At 72.9% G+C, this 14454-nt stretch carries 16 protein-coding genes and 2 pseudogenes; 9 read left to right on the forward strand and 9 right to left on the reverse strand.

Features of this window, described 5'->3' with window-relative positions; genetic code table 11:
- Positions 1 to 79 precede the first annotated feature (79 nt).
- From AKI01S_RS33515 to AKI01S_RS33530, 4 genes are all read right to left on the reverse strand, one after another.
- Positions 80 to 1303, reverse strand: a complete 1224-nt coding sequence (locus AKI01S_RS33515; protein ID WP_067826784.1) for an acyl-CoA dehydrogenase family protein — start codon at positions 1301 to 1303, stop codon at positions 80 to 82.
- A gap of 76 nt (positions 1304 to 1379) precedes the next feature.
- Positions 1380 to 2459 (reverse strand): DUF3616 domain-containing protein, encoded by a 1080-nt coding sequence (locus AKI01S_RS33520; RefSeq protein ID WP_067826788.1) that lies wholly within the window; start codon positions 2457 to 2459, stop codon positions 1380 to 1382.
- A 55-nt stretch (positions 2460 to 2514) separates the two neighbouring features.
- Entirely contained in the window at positions 2515 to 3252 is a 738-nt protein-coding gene (locus AKI01S_RS33525) for an iron-containing redox enzyme family protein (RefSeq protein WP_067826791.1), read from the reverse strand.
- A 235-nt stretch (positions 3253 to 3487) separates the two neighbouring features.
- A complete protein-coding gene (locus tag AKI01S_RS33530) occupies positions 3488 to 4876 on the reverse strand; it encodes a KamA family radical SAM protein (RefSeq protein ID WP_067826794.1) in 1389 nt (462 codons plus the stop codon).
- Positions 4877 to 5016: 140 nt separating this feature from the next.
- Between AKI01S_RS33530 and kdd the strand changes: the two genes are divergently transcribed.
- A complete protein-coding gene (kdd, locus tag AKI01S_RS33535; RefSeq protein ID WP_218009915.1) occupies positions 5017 to 6066 on the forward strand; it encodes an L-erythro-3,5-diaminohexanoate dehydrogenase in 1050 nt (349 codons plus the stop codon).
- A 44-nt stretch (positions 6067 to 6110) separates the two neighbouring features.
- Here the strand turns inward: kdd and AKI01S_RS33540 are convergent, their stop codons facing one another.
- On the reverse strand, positions 6111 to 6551 hold the full coding sequence (locus tag AKI01S_RS33540) for a TIGR03667 family PPOX class F420-dependent oxidoreductase (protein WP_067826800.1): 441 nt from the start codon (positions 6549 to 6551) through the stop codon (positions 6111 to 6113).
- Between the two features lie 28 nt (positions 6552 to 6579).
- A complete protein-coding gene (locus AKI01S_RS33545; RefSeq protein WP_067826802.1) occupies positions 6580 to 6999 on the reverse strand; it encodes a PPOX class F420-dependent oxidoreductase in 420 nt (139 codons plus the stop codon).
- Between the two features lie 178 nt (positions 7000 to 7177).
- On the opposite strand from AKI01S_RS33545, the gene AKI01S_RS33550 reads away from it, so the two are divergent.
- The 6 genes and pseudogenes from AKI01S_RS33550 (at position 7178) to AKI01S_RS33565 (ending at position 10904) form a co-directional block, all read left to right on the forward strand.
- Positions 7178 to 7870: a LysR family transcriptional regulator gene (locus tag AKI01S_RS33550; RefSeq protein WP_084000503.1), complete on the forward strand. Its 693-nt coding sequence runs from the start codon at positions 7178 to 7180 to the stop codon at positions 7868 to 7870.
- Positions 7858 to 8073 carry a type 2 periplasmic-binding domain-containing protein gene (locus tag AKI01S_RS49645; RefSeq protein ID WP_084000504.1) on the forward strand — a complete coding sequence of 72 codons (216 nt, stop codon included), beginning with the start codon at positions 7858 to 7860 and terminating at the stop codon, positions 8071 to 8073. The genes AKI01S_RS33550 and AKI01S_RS49645 overlap by 13 nt, the downstream gene beginning before the upstream one ends.
- A gap of 100 nt (positions 8074 to 8173) precedes the next feature.
- A complete protein-coding gene (locus AKI01S_RS33555) occupies positions 8174 to 8722 on the forward strand; it encodes a GNAT family N-acetyltransferase (protein WP_084000505.1) in 549 nt (182 codons plus the stop codon).
- A gap of 218 nt (positions 8723 to 8940) precedes the next feature.
- Positions 8941 to 9132 (forward strand): annotated as a pseudogene (locus tag AKI01S_RS54730) (glutamate-binding protein); the annotation flags it as partial.
- 25 nt (positions 9133 to 9157) lie between these two features.
- Positions 9158 to 9652 (forward strand): annotated as a pseudogene (locus AKI01S_RS52970) (transporter substrate-binding domain-containing protein); the annotation flags it as partial.
- A gap of 517 nt (positions 9653 to 10169) precedes the next feature.
- On the forward strand, positions 10170 to 10904 hold the full coding sequence (locus AKI01S_RS33565; protein ID WP_067826805.1) for an amino acid ABC transporter permease: 735 nt from the start codon (positions 10170 to 10172) through the stop codon (positions 10902 to 10904).
- Positions 10905 to 10936: 32 nt separating this feature from the next.
- Here the strand turns inward: AKI01S_RS33565 and AKI01S_RS33570 are convergent, their stop codons facing one another.
- Positions 10937 to 11596 carry a class I SAM-dependent methyltransferase gene (locus tag AKI01S_RS33570; RefSeq protein ID WP_067826808.1) on the reverse strand — a complete coding sequence of 220 codons (660 nt, stop codon included), beginning with the start codon at positions 11594 to 11596 and terminating at the stop codon, positions 10937 to 10939.
- 98 nt (positions 11597 to 11694) lie between these two features.
- On the opposite strand from AKI01S_RS33570, the gene AKI01S_RS33575 reads away from it, so the two are divergent.
- Positions 11695 to 12132, forward strand: a complete 438-nt coding sequence (locus tag AKI01S_RS33575) for a MarR family winged helix-turn-helix transcriptional regulator (RefSeq protein ID WP_067826810.1) — start codon at positions 11695 to 11697, stop codon at positions 12130 to 12132.
- 38 nt (positions 12133 to 12170) lie between these two features.
- Here the strand turns inward: AKI01S_RS33575 and AKI01S_RS33580 are convergent, their stop codons facing one another.
- Entirely contained in the window at positions 12171 to 12464 is a 294-nt protein-coding gene (locus tag AKI01S_RS33580; protein ID WP_067826814.1) for a sulfurtransferase TusA family protein, read from the reverse strand.
- A 217-nt stretch (positions 12465 to 12681) separates the two neighbouring features.
- Complete coding sequence (locus tag AKI01S_RS33585) at positions 12682 to 13563, reverse strand: NAD(P)-dependent oxidoreductase (protein WP_067826817.1); 882 nt, start codon at positions 13561 to 13563, stop codon at positions 12682 to 12684.
- A gap of 116 nt (positions 13564 to 13679) precedes the next feature.
- Here AKI01S_RS33585 and AKI01S_RS33590 point away from each other — a divergent pair, with 116 nt between their 5' ends.
- The gene (locus tag AKI01S_RS33590; protein WP_067826820.1) at positions 13680 to 14279 is read left to right on the forward strand and encodes a TetR/AcrR family transcriptional regulator; all 600 of its coding nucleotides are present in this window, start codon (positions 13680 to 13682) and stop codon (positions 14277 to 14279) included.
- Positions 14280 to 14454 lie beyond the last annotated feature (175 nt).

Raw genomic sequence — 14454 nt, forward strand, 5'->3', positions numbered from 1 at the left:
TGCGCCGCCGCCCGCCGGCCGAACGCGCGGCGGGCTGACCGGGCCGGGGCGTCGCGGCCCGCGACGCCCCGCGCGGGGATCAGCGGGACAGCAGGTCGCGGGCGATGTGGGTCACCTGGATCTCGTCGGTGCCCGCGTAGATCTGGAACGACTTGGCGTCGCGGGCCAGCTGCTCGACCCGGTACTCGGACATGTAGCCGTTGCCGCCGAACAGCTGCACCGCCTCCATCGCCACCTCGGAGGCGGCCTGGGCGGCGTACAGCTTCATCGCCGACGCCTCGGCCAGGGTCGGGGTGCGGCCCTTCCTGGCCATCTCGATGTGGCGGAACACCAGGTTCTGCACGTTGAGGCGGGCGACCTCCATCCTGGCCAGCTTGAGCTGGATGAGCTGGAAGTCGCCGATGGGCTGCCCCCACAGCTCGCGCTTCCGGGCGTAGTCCACCGACAGGCGCAGGCACTCCTCGATGACGCCGAGGGCCATGGCGGCGACCCCGGCGCGTTCGGTGACGAAGTTCTGCCGGGCCGAGTCCCTGCCGCTCCCGGAGCCGGACCTCAGCAGCCGGTCCTCCCCGGCGCGCACGTCGTTGAGGAACAGCTCGCCGGTGGGGGAGGAGTGCAGGCCCATCTTGCGCAGCGGCCGGGACTGCTCCAGGCCCGGCATGCCGCGGTCCAGCACGAACGTCAGGATCTCGCGGTCGCGCGGGTCGCGGCCGTCGTCGAGCTTGCAGTAGAAGACGATCGTGTCGGCGTGGGGGCCGTTGGTGATGAACGTCTTGGACCCGTTGAGGACGTACTCGTCGCCGTCCCGGCGGGCGGTGGCCTGCATCCCGCCGAACGCGTCGGACCCGGAGTTCGGCTCGGTGATCGCCCACGCGCCGATCTTGTCGAACGTCAGCAGATCCAGCCCCCAGCGCCGCTTCTGCTCCAGGTCGCCGCGCTTCATGATGGTCCCGGCGGCCAGGCCGAGGCTGACGCCCATCGCCGACACCAGGCCGGGCGCGACCTTGCACAGCTCGATCACCGGCAGCATGCTCATCGCCGGATCGCCGCCGCCGGGCCGCTCCTCGCCGGCGTCCGCCTCCGCGCCGCCCTTCTCGCCGCTGTCGCGTTCGCGGGCGAGGCGGGCCTGGAACGACTGCCGCGCCATCTCGTCCATGCCGAACGTCTTGAACAGGTCGCGCAGCAGGTCGTAGGGCGGCAGCTCGCCCGAGTCCAGCGCGTCCAGCCGCGGCCGGACCTCCGCGTCGATCCAGCCCCGCACCGCGTCGCGGATCATGAGGTCCTCAGCCGACCACTCGATCATGCTCGTCTTCCCTTCGGCTCGCCGACAGCGTGCCCATCCAAGCAGAAGACGAAAGCAAGCACTTATCGGGGAGTGGTCACTTGTCGAACGACACCACGTCGGCGAGGATGCCGCCGCCGTCGGTGTGCCGCGACTCGGCGGGGGAGTCGTAGACGACCAGGAGTCTCGGCCCGGCGCCGTTCCCCTCGTCCAGGACCGCGATGCCCTCGGCGTGGTCGTCGCCGTCGCCGTAGGGCAGCTCGCCCACCGGCAGCAGCTCGTCGGCGGGCACCACGTCGGGGGCCTCCAGGTGGGCCGAGCCGGGCCAGCGCACCACCCGCACCGGGCCGTCCAGGTCCATGGTCGGGCCGGTGAGGACCAGCAGGTCGTCGCCGTCGGGGCACAGGTCGCGGATGCCGAGGCCGCCCAGGTCCAGGAAGTGGGTCCGGTACCGCCGCCCGCCGTCGCCGACCGGCAGCGCCTCCAGCCGGTGCGGGTCCCGGGGGTGGGTGCCGAGCCGCAGCTCGATCACCACGGCCCAGCCGCGCAGCACCGGCCCGCGCAGCCCCACGAAGATCCGGTCGCCCTGGGCCGCGACGCCCTCGACGTCGATGCCGTTGTCCTTGCTGGGGATCGGCAGGAACGGCGCCAGGTGCGGGTCGTCGGCGAGCATGTCGGTGAGGGAGTCGCCCCGGCCGCCCAGCACCGCGGCGGTGCGGTCGCCGTCGGCGCGCACCGGCTCGGGCAGCCCGTCCTCGCCGGTGACCAGCGGCATCCGCACCAGGATGAACCGGTTCTCCTCGCGCACGACGCTGGCCAGCCGCTTGCGGGCCTTGGCGTCGGACTGGCCGGGCTTGACCTTCTTGCGCTTGAGGCTGTGCGAGCCGATCGCCCACAGCCAGCCGTCGCTGCTGGCCAGGCCCTCGATGTCGGCCTCCTCGTCGCGCCCGGCGGGCAGCTCGACCAGGTCGGCCAGCGCCACCGAGCGTTCGTCGTCGTAGGCGGTGACCCGGCCCGCCGCGTCGGTCCGGGCGGTCAGCCGCTCGACGGTGGCGGTCTCGTCCCCGGCCACCCACAGGCAGCGCCCGTCCTGGCGCACGGCGGACAGGTTGGTGTGCGTCTCGGCCCGCCGGCTCTCCATGCCGAACCGCAGCTCGACCCTGCGTTCCACGATCATGCGCAGATGCTCCCATATGTCCGGGTGGGTACCGGACATATGGGAGCGGCCGGCGTCAGGCGGCCAGCATCGCCCGGTACACCGTGTCCCAGTACCCGGCCGTCAGGTCCAGCAATCCGTCGAAGCCCTCGCGCAGCCGCGCCAGGTCCGCCCCGTCCCGGCACACGGCGGCCGCCGACCGCACGGCCCGCACCGGGTCGATCTTGGCGGCCTCGCAGATGTGCACGTAGAAGTACTCGCTCATCCGGTGGAAGCCGTCCACGTCGTACAGGTCGCGGTAGTGGCGCAGTCCCTCGTACAGCCGCACCGGCGAGGGGTGGGCCAGCAGTTCCTGCGCGAGCAGGGCGCCCTGCACCACGCGCCGGTCGTCGTCGGTGAACAGCGCGCGGCGGCCCTGGGTGAACGCGCGGGTCCCCGGCAGCGGGTCGGCGGCGCGCAGCTCCTCGCGGGTGTAGGGGGCGCCGCGCAACCGCCCGAGCAGGTCGGTCAGCATGTGCTCCTGCAGGAGCAGGTGCGCCTTGGCGGCGTCGCCGCTGCCGTACTCGGTGTAGAGATGCTTGACACGTTCCACGCGGTCGTCGAGGTCGTCGGCGTGCAGGACGGCCAGCGCCGCCATCAGCATGGCGTCGACGGTGCGGGCGTGGAACTCGCGGGCGAAGACCTCCACCTGCGGGTAGGGGAGCGGTCCCGACATCCAGTGCCGGAAGAAGGCGTTGTCCAGCGCGGGATGGTCGGCCACGCCGTCGGCGAGGCTCTGGACCTCCTCGACGGCGGCGGCGGGTTGAAGGCGCATGGTTCTCCTCGCGGATGTTGGCGACTTTCCGTAACGGCCTCGTGTTCGCCACCATGTTGCGTCGCCGCCCGCCCCGGCGACAGTTCCGATCATGACCGAAGTAGGACAGTTCGGTCACCAGGCGTGTCAAGCCCCGGCCGGACGGCGGGCCCCGCCCGCAGGCCGGACCCGCCACCCCCGGTCGAGGGGAGGAAACACTATTGATCTACAACGTAAAGGACGCGGGCGGTGACGCTCACCCGGCCTCCGGGCGGTGCGCCCACCACTCCCGCCCCGCCTCCGGGAGCGTGTGGATCGGGTCGTAGTACTCGTAGCGCCGGTTCAGCGCGTCCGGGTCGGTGGCCTCCAGGCCGGTGCGGTAGTTCTTGGTCCAGTAGGAGATGCCGCGCTCGCGGTCGTACTCGGCGATCTGGTGGACCCACCGCTTGCCGACGTAGGGCACGTCGCACACGATGCGCGGGGTGGCGAACCCCGGCAGGTAGCCCATGATCGCGTGCTGGAGCTCCTGGGCCTCCCACACCGCCAGCCGCCAGTGCTCGCTGGCCGGGATCATGTCGCACATGTAGAGGTAGTAGGGCAGGATCCCGGCCTCGTCGAGCAGCGCGAACGACAGGTCCAGCAGCGCGGCGGGGGTGTCGTTGACGCCGCGCAGCAGCACGCCCTGGTTGCGCACGTCGCGGATGCCGGTGGCGAGCATGGCGCGGGCGGCCTCGGCGACCAGCGGGGTCACCGACTGGGCGGCGTTGACGTGGGTGTGGATGGCGATCTGCACGCCGCGCGCGCCGGCCTTGGTCGCCAGGCGCTCCATCCCGGCGCGGACCTCGTCCTGCAGCCAGTGCTGGGGCAGGCCCATCAGCGCCTTGGAGGCCAGGCGGATGTCGCGGATGTTGTCGATGTCCAGCAGCGCCGCCACGAACGACTCCAGGCGGGGCCAGGGCAGGTTGGCCACGTCGCCGCCGGAGACCACCACGTCGCGCACGCCGGGGGAGCGGCGCAGGTAGTCCAGCATCGCCTCGTGCCGGTCGGTGGGCTTGATGGTGAACTTGTGCTTGTCGACGGTGGGGGTGGAGTTGCCGACCAGGTCCATGCGGGTGCAGTGGCCGCAGTACTGGGGGCAGGTGGGCAGCAGCTCGGCCAGCACCTTGGTGGGGTAGCGGTGGGTCAGCCCCTCCACCGCCCACATCTCGGCCTCGTGCAGCGAGTCGCGGGCGGCGTAGGGGTGGGAGGGCCAGTCGGTGCGGCGGTCCGACAGCACCGGGATCATGTAGCGGCGCACCGGGTCGGCGTAGAACGCCTCGGTGGAGGAGACGTCCATGGTGTTGAGCATCTGCGGCGGCACCAGCATCGACATGGTGGCGCGCTCGGTCTGGTCGCGCTCCAGGTCGGTGTAGAACGCCTCGTCGAGCAGGTCGCCCATCACCCGCCGCAGCTGCCGGATGTTCTTGACGCAGTGGACGCGCTGCCACTGGGCCGAACGCCACTCGTCCTCGGTGACGTCGCGCCACCCGGGAAAGCGCCGCCAGTCCGGCTCCACCAGGGGGCGCCGCTGGTAGGCGTACGGCTGGCCGGGGTCGTCGGCGCGTGGCCGGGTCGTCCCGGACTGCGGGTGCAGGACAGTGGTCATCGTTGACCCCTCCTCGCGATGCGGCATCACAAAAGTCTTGTATATGACCGACGTTACGGGAAGAATTTCGTCTAAACCAGAGTGGACCCGGAAGATATCCGGGTCTCGAATCGGACACCAGGGTCAGGACGGGACGCGGGATGATCGATCGTCGTGGCGGGGCGGGGACCGCGGTGGGGCTGCACCGCGTGCTGGAGCCGGCGGGGGTGCTGCCGCAGGCGGCGCTGCGGTTGGACCCCGATCCGCGGATCGGGGCCGACGAGGTGCGGGTGCGGGTGGAGCGGCTCAACCTGGACGCCGCCTCCTACCGGCAGCTGCACACCGCGCACGGCGGCGACCCCGACGCGATCCGCCGCGAGGTCGCCGGGATCATCCGGGAGCGCGGCAAGATGCACAACCCGGTCACCGGGTCGGGCGGGATGCTGGTGGGCACCGTCGAGGAGGTCGGCCCCGACTCGCCGCTGGGCCTGAAGCCGGGGGACCGGATCGCCACGCTGGTGTCGCTGACGCTGACCCCGCTGCGGATCGAGGACGGGCTGGCGCGCTGGGACGGCCGTTCCGAGCAGGTGCCCTGCGACGGGCACGCGATCCTGTTCGCCCGTTCCATCGCCGCGGTGCTCCCGGACGACCTGCCGGTGCCCCTCGCCCTGTCGGTGATGGACGTGTGCGGCGCGCCCGCGCTGACCCACCGCGTGGTGGGCGGCCTGGCCGACCCGGTGGTGGCGGTGCTGGGCGCGGCGGGCAAGAGCGGGTCGCTGTCGCTGGCCGCCGCCCGCCGCGCCGGAGCGCGCCGCGTGATCGGCCTGGTGCCGACCGCCGAGGAGGAGACCCGGCTGGCCGCCACGGGCCTGGCCGACCGGGTGGTGCGCGCCGACGCCCGCGACCCGATCGCGGTCGCCGCCGCGCTGGGGGAGCCCGCCGACGTGACGGTGGTGTGCGTGGACGTTCCCGGCTGCGAGCACGGGGCGATCCTGGCGACCGCGCCGGGCGGCACGGTGGTGTTCTTCTCGATGGCGACCTCGTTCTCGGCCGCCGCGCTGGGCGCCGAGGGCCTGGCCGCCGACGTGACGATGCTGATCGGCAACGGCTACGTGCCCGGGCACGCCGACATGGCGCTGGAACTGCTGCGTTCGGTCCCGGCGGTCCGCGAGCTGTTCACCGCCAGGGCCGAGGCGGACCCGGCACGGTGACCGGACCCGCCCGGGGCTGACGGCCGGCGTGGCGGTGGGTTCGGTCAGAAGCCCCGGAGCCTGGTAGGGCGGATGCGCACGGGGACGGAGTAGCGGGCGGCGAACGCCTCGGGGGTGCCGCTCAGCCGTGCGATGCCCTCCCGGTACTTGTCCAGGTAGGGCGGGTGCTCGGAGGCGGCGGGATGGTCGGCGAGGATCTGCGCGTGGCCGGTGAGCACGATGATGTCCCCGCCCTGGCCGTCGGAGTCGAAGTGGAGGGAGACCCGGGGGTTGCGCCGGATGTGGGCGAGCCGGTGCGCGTCGGCCTGGGTGTAGGTCAGGAGGGCGCCGCCCTCGGCGTCGTCCTCCCAGACGAACCAGACGGGGTTGGGCTGGGGCGTGCCGTCCCGGCCGACGGTGGTCAGCCAGACGACGGGCTCGGTCCGCAGCCGCCGGTGCGCGCGCCGGCCGAGGTCGGTCGACTCCGGGATGGTGCCGTTGTCCATGGTCGTGTGCTCCTTCGCCGGACGCGGTTCAGACGTTGCTGACGATCTTGTTGACGGTGACGCGCACCGTGACCAGCTCGCCCAGGTCGGCGGCGGACTCGGGGTGGGCGTCCCGGTAGCCACGGCCGTGGTACTTGAACGACAGCCGGTCGAGGAGCTGCCGTCCGCCGGTCGGCTCCAGCGTCGCGACGCCCTTGAGCACGGCGCTGGTGTAGGGGGCCTCGGGCGGGTTGACCAGCACGCTCACGCGGGGGTCGCGGCTCAGGTTCTTGTGCTTGCGGCTGTCGGCGGCGGCGACGAACAGCGGGTCGGAGCCGTCGCGCCCGATCCAGACCACGGACTGCTGCGGGGTGCCGTCGGGGTTGATGGTGGCCACCGTGGCGAAGACGGGGGCGTCCAGGACCCGCACGAGTCGCGGGTCCAGCTCGATGGTGGGAGCGGAAGTCATGTGATCACTATGGCCGGGCCGGAACCGTTCGGTCCAGTGAATGATTTCTACGGGAACTCATTAGCTGATGTGACGGGTTTAACGCATGGCCTAGGTGGGCGAGGGATCGCCGTGCAGGCTGGAGCCCGGGGCTGACAACGGCGTCGCGTCCGACGGTGGCGCGTCCGGGGAGGCGGCCATGGAGGTCCGAGAGACCAAGGTGTTCCTGGTGCTGGCCGAAGAACTGCACTTCGGCCGGGTGGGGGAGCGGCTCCGCCTGTCCCCGACCCGGGTCAGCCAGACGCTCCAGGCGATGGAACGCCGGATCGGCGGACGGCTGGTGGACCGCACCAGCCGCAGGGTCCGGCTCACCCCGCTGGGCGAGCGCCTGCGCGACGGGCTGCTGCCGGTGCACGACGAGCTGAACCGGGTGGTCGAGGAGGCGCGGAGCGCGGCGGGCGGGGTGACCGGCGAGCTGCGGCTGGGGTTGTACAGCCAGCTGGTCGGAGGACCCGCGATCGCCGAGATCATCCGGTTGTACGAGGAACGCCACCCCGGCAGCAGGGTGGCGGTCAGGGACCCCTCGGTGACGCGGGGGCTGGAGGAGCTGCGCCGCGGCGACCTGGAGCCGGTGGCGAGCTGGCTGCCGCTCGGCTGTCCCGACATGGTCGTCGGGCCGGTCCTCACCTGTGAGGACCGGGTGCTGGCCGTGCGCGCGGGCCACCGCTGGCCGTGCGGGGGCATGCTCACCTGGAGGATCTGGCGGACTGCGCCGTCATCGAGAGGCCCGGCCTTCCCGCACCGGCCCGTGACATGCTCGTTCCCCGCGTCACCCCCACCGGGAACCCGATCGCGCGGCGCGGTCGGGCGGACAACGCGGTGGAGGCGCTGACCCTGGTCGCGCGGGGCGCCGTGGTCCACCCCACCGTCGCCTCCGCCGCCGTGTACATGCCCTTTCCCGGGGTGACCTACGTTCCTCTCCGGGGCCTGCCACCGGCCCGGAGCGCCCTGGTGTGGCGGGCGGGCGCGGAGACCAGGGCGATCCACGCCTTCGCCCGGGTGGCACGCGAGACGGTCCGGCCCCCTGGAGGGTGAAGCGCGGCTTCACGCTGGCATGAGCGGAACGTCGTTGATCGGCCCCCGGCCGGGGCGGCACCGTGGGAGGGCGGAAGCGGACACGCGCGAGGGCGGCGAGATGAGCGCACAGACGGAACCGGCGTCGCCGAGGGTCGAGATCCCACGCGACCCCGCGGTGGCGGCGGAGGTGGCCGCACTGGTCAACCGGGTGTACGCCGTGGCGGAAGAAGGGCTGTGGCGGGCGGGCGCCGCTCGCACCACGCCCCCCGAGGTCGCCGGGCTGATCCGCCAGGGGGAGATCGTCGTGGCACGCCTGGACGGCCGGATCGTCGGCTGCGTCCGCGTGCAGGCGCTGGACGAACGGGTCGGGGAGTTCGGCATGCTGGCCGCCGACCCGGCCCATCGCGGTCACGGCATCGGACGGCGGCTCGTCGACTTCGCCGAGCGGCTGAGCCGGGAACGCGGGCTGACCACCATGCGCCTGGAACTGCTGGTCCCCACGCGGCGGCCCCACCCGGGCAAGCGGGCGCTTCACGCCTGGTACACGCGCCTCGGCTATCGCGTGATCCGCAACGGCGCCATCGAGGAGCAGTACCCGGAGCTGGCGGCGCTGCTGGCCGTGCCCTGCGATTACGTCATCTACCACAAGGACCTGGGCCGAGCCTGAAGCGACCGGGCTCCCGTCTCTCCCGGGGCTCCCCTTGACCGGGGTCGCCATGTTTGTCAGTTTCTCTGTCGAATCCCCTCGGTGAGGGAGAGAGTCGTGCGGCTGTCCGGCTGGAATGGTGCGGGGCTCGTCACGTTGTGCCTGATGGCGGCAGGAGGCACCAGCGCCTGCGGTGGTTCGGGGGTGACCGGCTGGCCGAGGGCAGGATCGTCATCGGGGTGCGGTACGACCAGCCGGGGCTGGCGCTGAAGGGGCCCGACGGGCGCTTCGTGGGCTTCGGCATCGACGTGGCCAGCTACGTCGCCGGGCGGCTCGGGGTCAGGCCCGGCGGCATTACCTGGAAGGAGGCGGTGTCGGCCGAACGGGAGAACCTGCTGGTGCGCGGGGACGTGGACCTGGTGGTGGCCACCTACACCATCACCCCCCCAGCGCAAGCAGAAGGTCGACTTCGCCGGTCCCTGCTTCCTGGCCCACCAGGATCTGCTGGTGCGCGCCGACGACGCCTCCGTCACCTCGGCGACCGACCTGAACTCCAGGAAGCTGTGCTCCACGACCGGGTCCACCTCGGCGCAGAACGTGAAGCGTCGCCTGGCGCCCAGGGCCGACCTGCGGGAGTTCCGCACCATCACCGAGTGCCTGACCGGGCTGGAGAACAAGGCGGTCGACGCGATGACCAACGACGACGCCAACCTGGCCGGTTTCACCGCCCAGCCCCAGCACCGGGGCAAGTTCCGCCTGGTCGGGCTCAGGCTCAGCGACGAGCGCTACGGCATCGGGATCAGGAAGGGCAGGGCCGGGCTGCGCCGGAAGGTCAACGAGGCGTTGGCGCGGATGACCAGGGACGGCTCCTGGCGGCGGTTCGCCGAACGCCATTTCGGCCCCGCCGGATACCGGTACGAGCCGCCTCCGCCGATCACCGAGACCGGCTGAGCGCGTCCGCGGTGGCGACCGTGACGGAGTTCCTCGACCTGGGGGCCTATGACCTCCTGGCCGCGTTCGGGGTGACGCTGCGGCTGGCGGTCTACTCCGCCGCCGGGTCGCTGGTGTGGGGGACCGTGCTGGCCTGGCTGCGGGTCGGCCCGGTGCCCTCCATGCGGGCGTTCGCGGCGGTCTATGTGACGGTGCTGCGCGACACGCCGCTGACCGTGATCATCGTGGCCGCCTCGCTGGGGTTGCACCAGACCCTGGGGGTGACCCTGGGCGGGCGAGACCGCCAAGCAGGCCGGGTTCCGGCCGGCGGTGCTGGGGCTGGCCGCCTACACCGCCACGTTCGTGTGCGAGTCCCTGCGCGCCGGGATCAACAGCGTGCCCGCCGGGCAGGCCGAGGCCGCCCGCGCCCTGGGCATGAGCTTCACCCAGGTCCTCGGGCTGGTGGGTTCTGGCGGCACTGGCCGGCAGGAACCAGCTCACCGCGCAGAAATGGCGGCCGTTCGTCGACGACGCGCGGGTGTGGACCGAGTTCCTGCTGCCCGGCCTGGGCAACACCCTCACCGCCGCCGCGCTGGCGATGCTGGCCGCGTTGCCGCTGGGGGTGTCGCTGGCCACTGCGCGGCTGTCGCGGCGCCGCTGGATCGCCGGCCCCGTCGGAGTCCTGGTCGATGTGCTGCGGGCGGTCCCGGTGCTGATGCTGATGCTGCTGTGCAATCAGGCCTACGCCCTGTTCACCCCCCTTCCGCCCGAGCGGCGGCCGCTGGTGGCGGTGGTGAGCGCGCTGGCGCTGTTCAACGCCGCGGTCCTCACCGAGATCATCCGGGCCGGGATCCTGGCCCTGCCCCAGGGCCAGAGCGACGCGGCCTACTCCCTCGGCCTGCGCGAGCACCAGGTGATGACGCGGATCCTGCTCCCGCAGGCGATCACCGCGATGCTCCCGGCGCTGGTCGCGCAACTGGTGGTGCTGGTCAAGGACACCGCCCTGGGCGGGGAGATGCTCGGCTTCGGTGAGCTCCTCCAGCAGACCCGGGTGATCACCGCCAACTACGGCGCCAACACCATCGCCACCCTCACCGTCGTGGCCCTCCTCTTCATCGCGATCAACCTGGTGCTCACCCGGGCCGCCGGCGCCCTCGAACGCCGCGTCCGGCAAGGCCGCCGGACCACCGCGACCAGGGCGGGCGCCACCACGGAAACGGGTGAGCAGGTGCTCGTACCGCTTGCCGCCTCTCCCCACGACCGTCACCCCTGACGGCTCCCGCGGCCGTCCGCCGCGGAGGGCGGTCACACGTGGTGGGGGCGGGTGGCGACGCCCAGGATGTGGGGAGAGGGGGGAAGCGGGGGCCGGGTGTCGGGCCAGTTGAGGTGGTGGAGCCGGTCGTAGCGGAACCCGGCGCGCCGGATGGCGGCCTGGGTGTCGGGGGCCAGGTGGCACCCGCCGTTGAGCAGGGGCCAGACGGTGGCGTCCAGGACCCGCTGCACGCGGCGCAGACCCGGGCTCTGGGCGGGGACGTGCTCGAAGAAGTGCAGCCTGCCTCCGGGGCGCAGAACGCGGAACATCTCGGCCAGCGCGGCGTGCCGGTCGCCCACCGAGCACAGCACCAGGCAGGCCACGACGGCGTCGAAACTCTCGTCGGGGACCTCCAGGCGTTCGGCGACACCGTCGACGACCTGGACGGGGACGGGGGCCTCGCGGGCGGCGGCGCCGGCCAGGCGGCGCAGGTGGGGTTCGGGTTCCACGGCCAGGACCCGGGTGACCCCGGCGGGGTAGTGGGCGAAGTTGGCGCCGGCCCCGGCGCCGACCTCCAGCACGTGCCCGGCGGCGGCCCGCAGGAGGGTCCGGCGGTGCTCGGCGACGCCCTGCTCCATGGCCGGGCTGAGACGGCCGTAGCAGCGGGCGAACAGCCGATGCCGCCGCCGGGTGGCGTTGGTGGTCGCGTTCATCGTCGCGCCTCCGCGGGGTCGTGGCGGGCCCGGAGCGGGCACTACCCTCCAAGCAAGGAGGCTACGACATAGTGAAGCGACTTCACAATGAATCCGATATGGATTCCGGGGAGAGCGGTCACGCGCTGGAGAAGCTGTTCACCCTGGCGGTCGTGACGCACCGGTACATGGAACGGGGGCTGGCCGCGCGGGGGCTGTCGCGGGCGCGGGCCACGGTGCTGTGGAACCTGCACGGCGGCGGGCCGATGACGCAGCGGGCGCTGGCCACCGCGATCGGGGTGACGCCGCGGAACGTGACCGGCCTGGTGGACGCGCTGGAGGCCGACGGGTTCGTGGCGCGCGGCCCGCACCCCGGGGACCGCCGGGCGACGCTGGTGACGCTGACCGACAAGGGCCGGGCGACCATGCGCGGGCTGCGCGCCGAGTACGACCAGGGCGCCGCCCGCCTGTTCGCCGGTGTGCCGGACGGGGACCTGGCCGCGTTCGTGGCCACCGTGGACCACCTGATCGCGCGGATCGGGCGGGAGGACCCCTGACGGGCGTCCCGGCCGCGCCGCAGGCGGTTCGAGGCGGCTCAGGGCCGGGGCCGCCAGGGCGAGGCCGGGTCGGTGGCGCGGGCGGCCCCGTTCACGCGCAGGGCGTAGGCCGGGCGGTCGATGCCGGAGCCGGTGAGGGGCCCGAGGTAGGCGTGGCCGGTCAGATGGCACCAGGCGGCCAGGTCCAGCGGCGCGGCCGGGTCGGTGGCGATCAGGTGCACCAGGGTTCCGGCCGGCAGCGCCTCCAGCCTGCCCCGCAGCTCCAGCAGGAGCCGCACGCAGGAGCGGTCGCCGCCGTCGATGACGACCGGTTCGGCCGACGGGGCGCTCATGCCGGACCGTTGGACAGGGCCCTGCCGACCCGCGCGCACTCGGGGTGCGTCCGCGCCTTCAGCGGCTGTTCGACCGGCGTCACATCTCCCACCAGCGGCCTCCCATGTTCTTTGGGCCAGCGTAGGGCCGCGCGAGGTGACGGGCCATCAGGGCGGAGCGCCTCCTGCCAGCCTGTCGGCGGCAGGAGGCGTGTTCCTTCGAACGGGCCGTCCTCGGCTAAACGCGCGCGGTCGAGTTCCCGAAGGCCCCCGCGACGCTGGCGATGCCGTCGGCGCCGTGTCCGGCGGCGGCCGCGCGGTCCAGCAACGCCTTGACGAGTTCCGGGACGTCGGTGCGCACGCCCAGGGCGGCGCTCGTGTGCACCAGGTGCTCCATCGCCGCGGCGTGCACCTCCACGGTGCCGTCGTCGTCGGGGTACTCGCCCTTCGCGACCTGGCGGGCGTGCTCGCCCATCAGCGAGGTGACGAACGGCATGTGCCCGGTCGCCACGGCGGCGAACTCCTCGGGGGCGACGCCCTCCGCGCCGGTCAGCGCGACGGCGTGGTGGAAGCCCGCGAGCGCCCCCCAGGCCAGGCCGAACAGGGCGGTGTCGTACACGGCGGCCAGGCCGGGGTCGGCGCCCAGGTGGACGGCCCGGCCGAGGCTCCGCAGGACCGGCCGGTGCGTGGCGAAGACGTCCGGGTCGCCGCTGAAGACGAACAGCGCCTCGGGGCGCCCGACCAGCCGGGTCCCGCTCATGGCGGCGCCGTCCAGGTATCCCGCGCCGGTGCCGCCGGCCATCCGGCGGGCCTCCTGCGGGGTCCCGGAGGTCAGGTTCACCAGGACGCGTCCGCGCAGGTCGGCGCCCGCGAGCAGGCCCGTCACGACCCCGTAGTCCGGCAGGCAGACCACCACCAGCGGACTGGCGGCGATCGCCCCGGCGAGGGTGTCCGCGCGCGCCGCGCCCTGCGCGGCGAGGGCCTCGGCCTTGGCCGGGGTGCGGTTCCAGACGGTGGTGCGATGCCCGGCGGCGAGGAACGCCTGGGCCAGCCGGGCGCCCATCTGGCCCAGCCCGACCACCGACACCGCGGACCGTTCGCGCTCTTCGTTCTCGAACATGGTGGGGTCTCCGTTCAGAATGAAACGTTACGTAACGTTTCGTTCGAAGTATCGAGTCCTCCCCCTGCCCGCGTCAAGAACGTAACGTAACGTTTCATTCGTGCTAGGCTCCGGACGTGCCCGAAGCAACCCCTCGCCGTACGGCCCGTTCCCGGGACGCGATCCTGCGGGCGGCGCTCGACCTGTGCGCCGAGCAGGGTTACGCGACCGTCACCATGGAGGCGATCGCGGCCCGCGCGCGGGTGGGGAAGCCGACCGTGTACCGCTGGTGGCCGAGCAAGAACGCGGTGTTCCTCGACGCGCTCCAGGAGTCGTGGGCCGAGTCCGTGGTGCCCCTGCCCGACACCGGCGACATCATCACCGACCTGCGGAACTGGCTGCACAGGTTCGTCGACACCCTCAACGACCCCCTCCTGCGCCCGATCATCGTGGGCATCCTCGGGGCCGCCCAGCACGACCCCGCGCTCAAGGCCGCGATCCGGGAACGGTTCCACGTCCCCTTCCGCGCCGCCAACCAGGTGCGCATCGTCGCCGCGCAGGAGGCCGGGCGGCTGCCCCGTCTCGCCCCCGAACTCCTCGAAGACTCACTGGTCGCACCGCTGTGGTACCGCCTGCTGGTCAGCGACGAACCCTTCGGCCACGCCGACGCCGACGCCATCCTGGCCAACGCCCTCCACCGGAGCTGCGGCGGACCGTCCTCGGGGGAGCGGGCCTAGGGCCTGTTTCACAGTGGGCCTCAGCCGCGCACGCGAGTGTGTGACCTGACCTGCGGGCCCGACGCCGGAGGCGAGGGCCCGCAGGTCAGATCGCGAAGCGATGCCGCGCTCGCCAAGACCTGGTCAGGTGCGAGCCCCCCGGGCGAGCGCCGTAGGCCAGGGCTTTGAAACACGG

The organism is Actinomadura kijaniata NBRC 14229, from assembly GCF_001552175.1.
Lineage (GTDB): Bacteria > Actinomycetota > Actinomycetes > Streptosporangiales > Streptosporangiaceae > Spirillospora > Spirillospora kijaniata.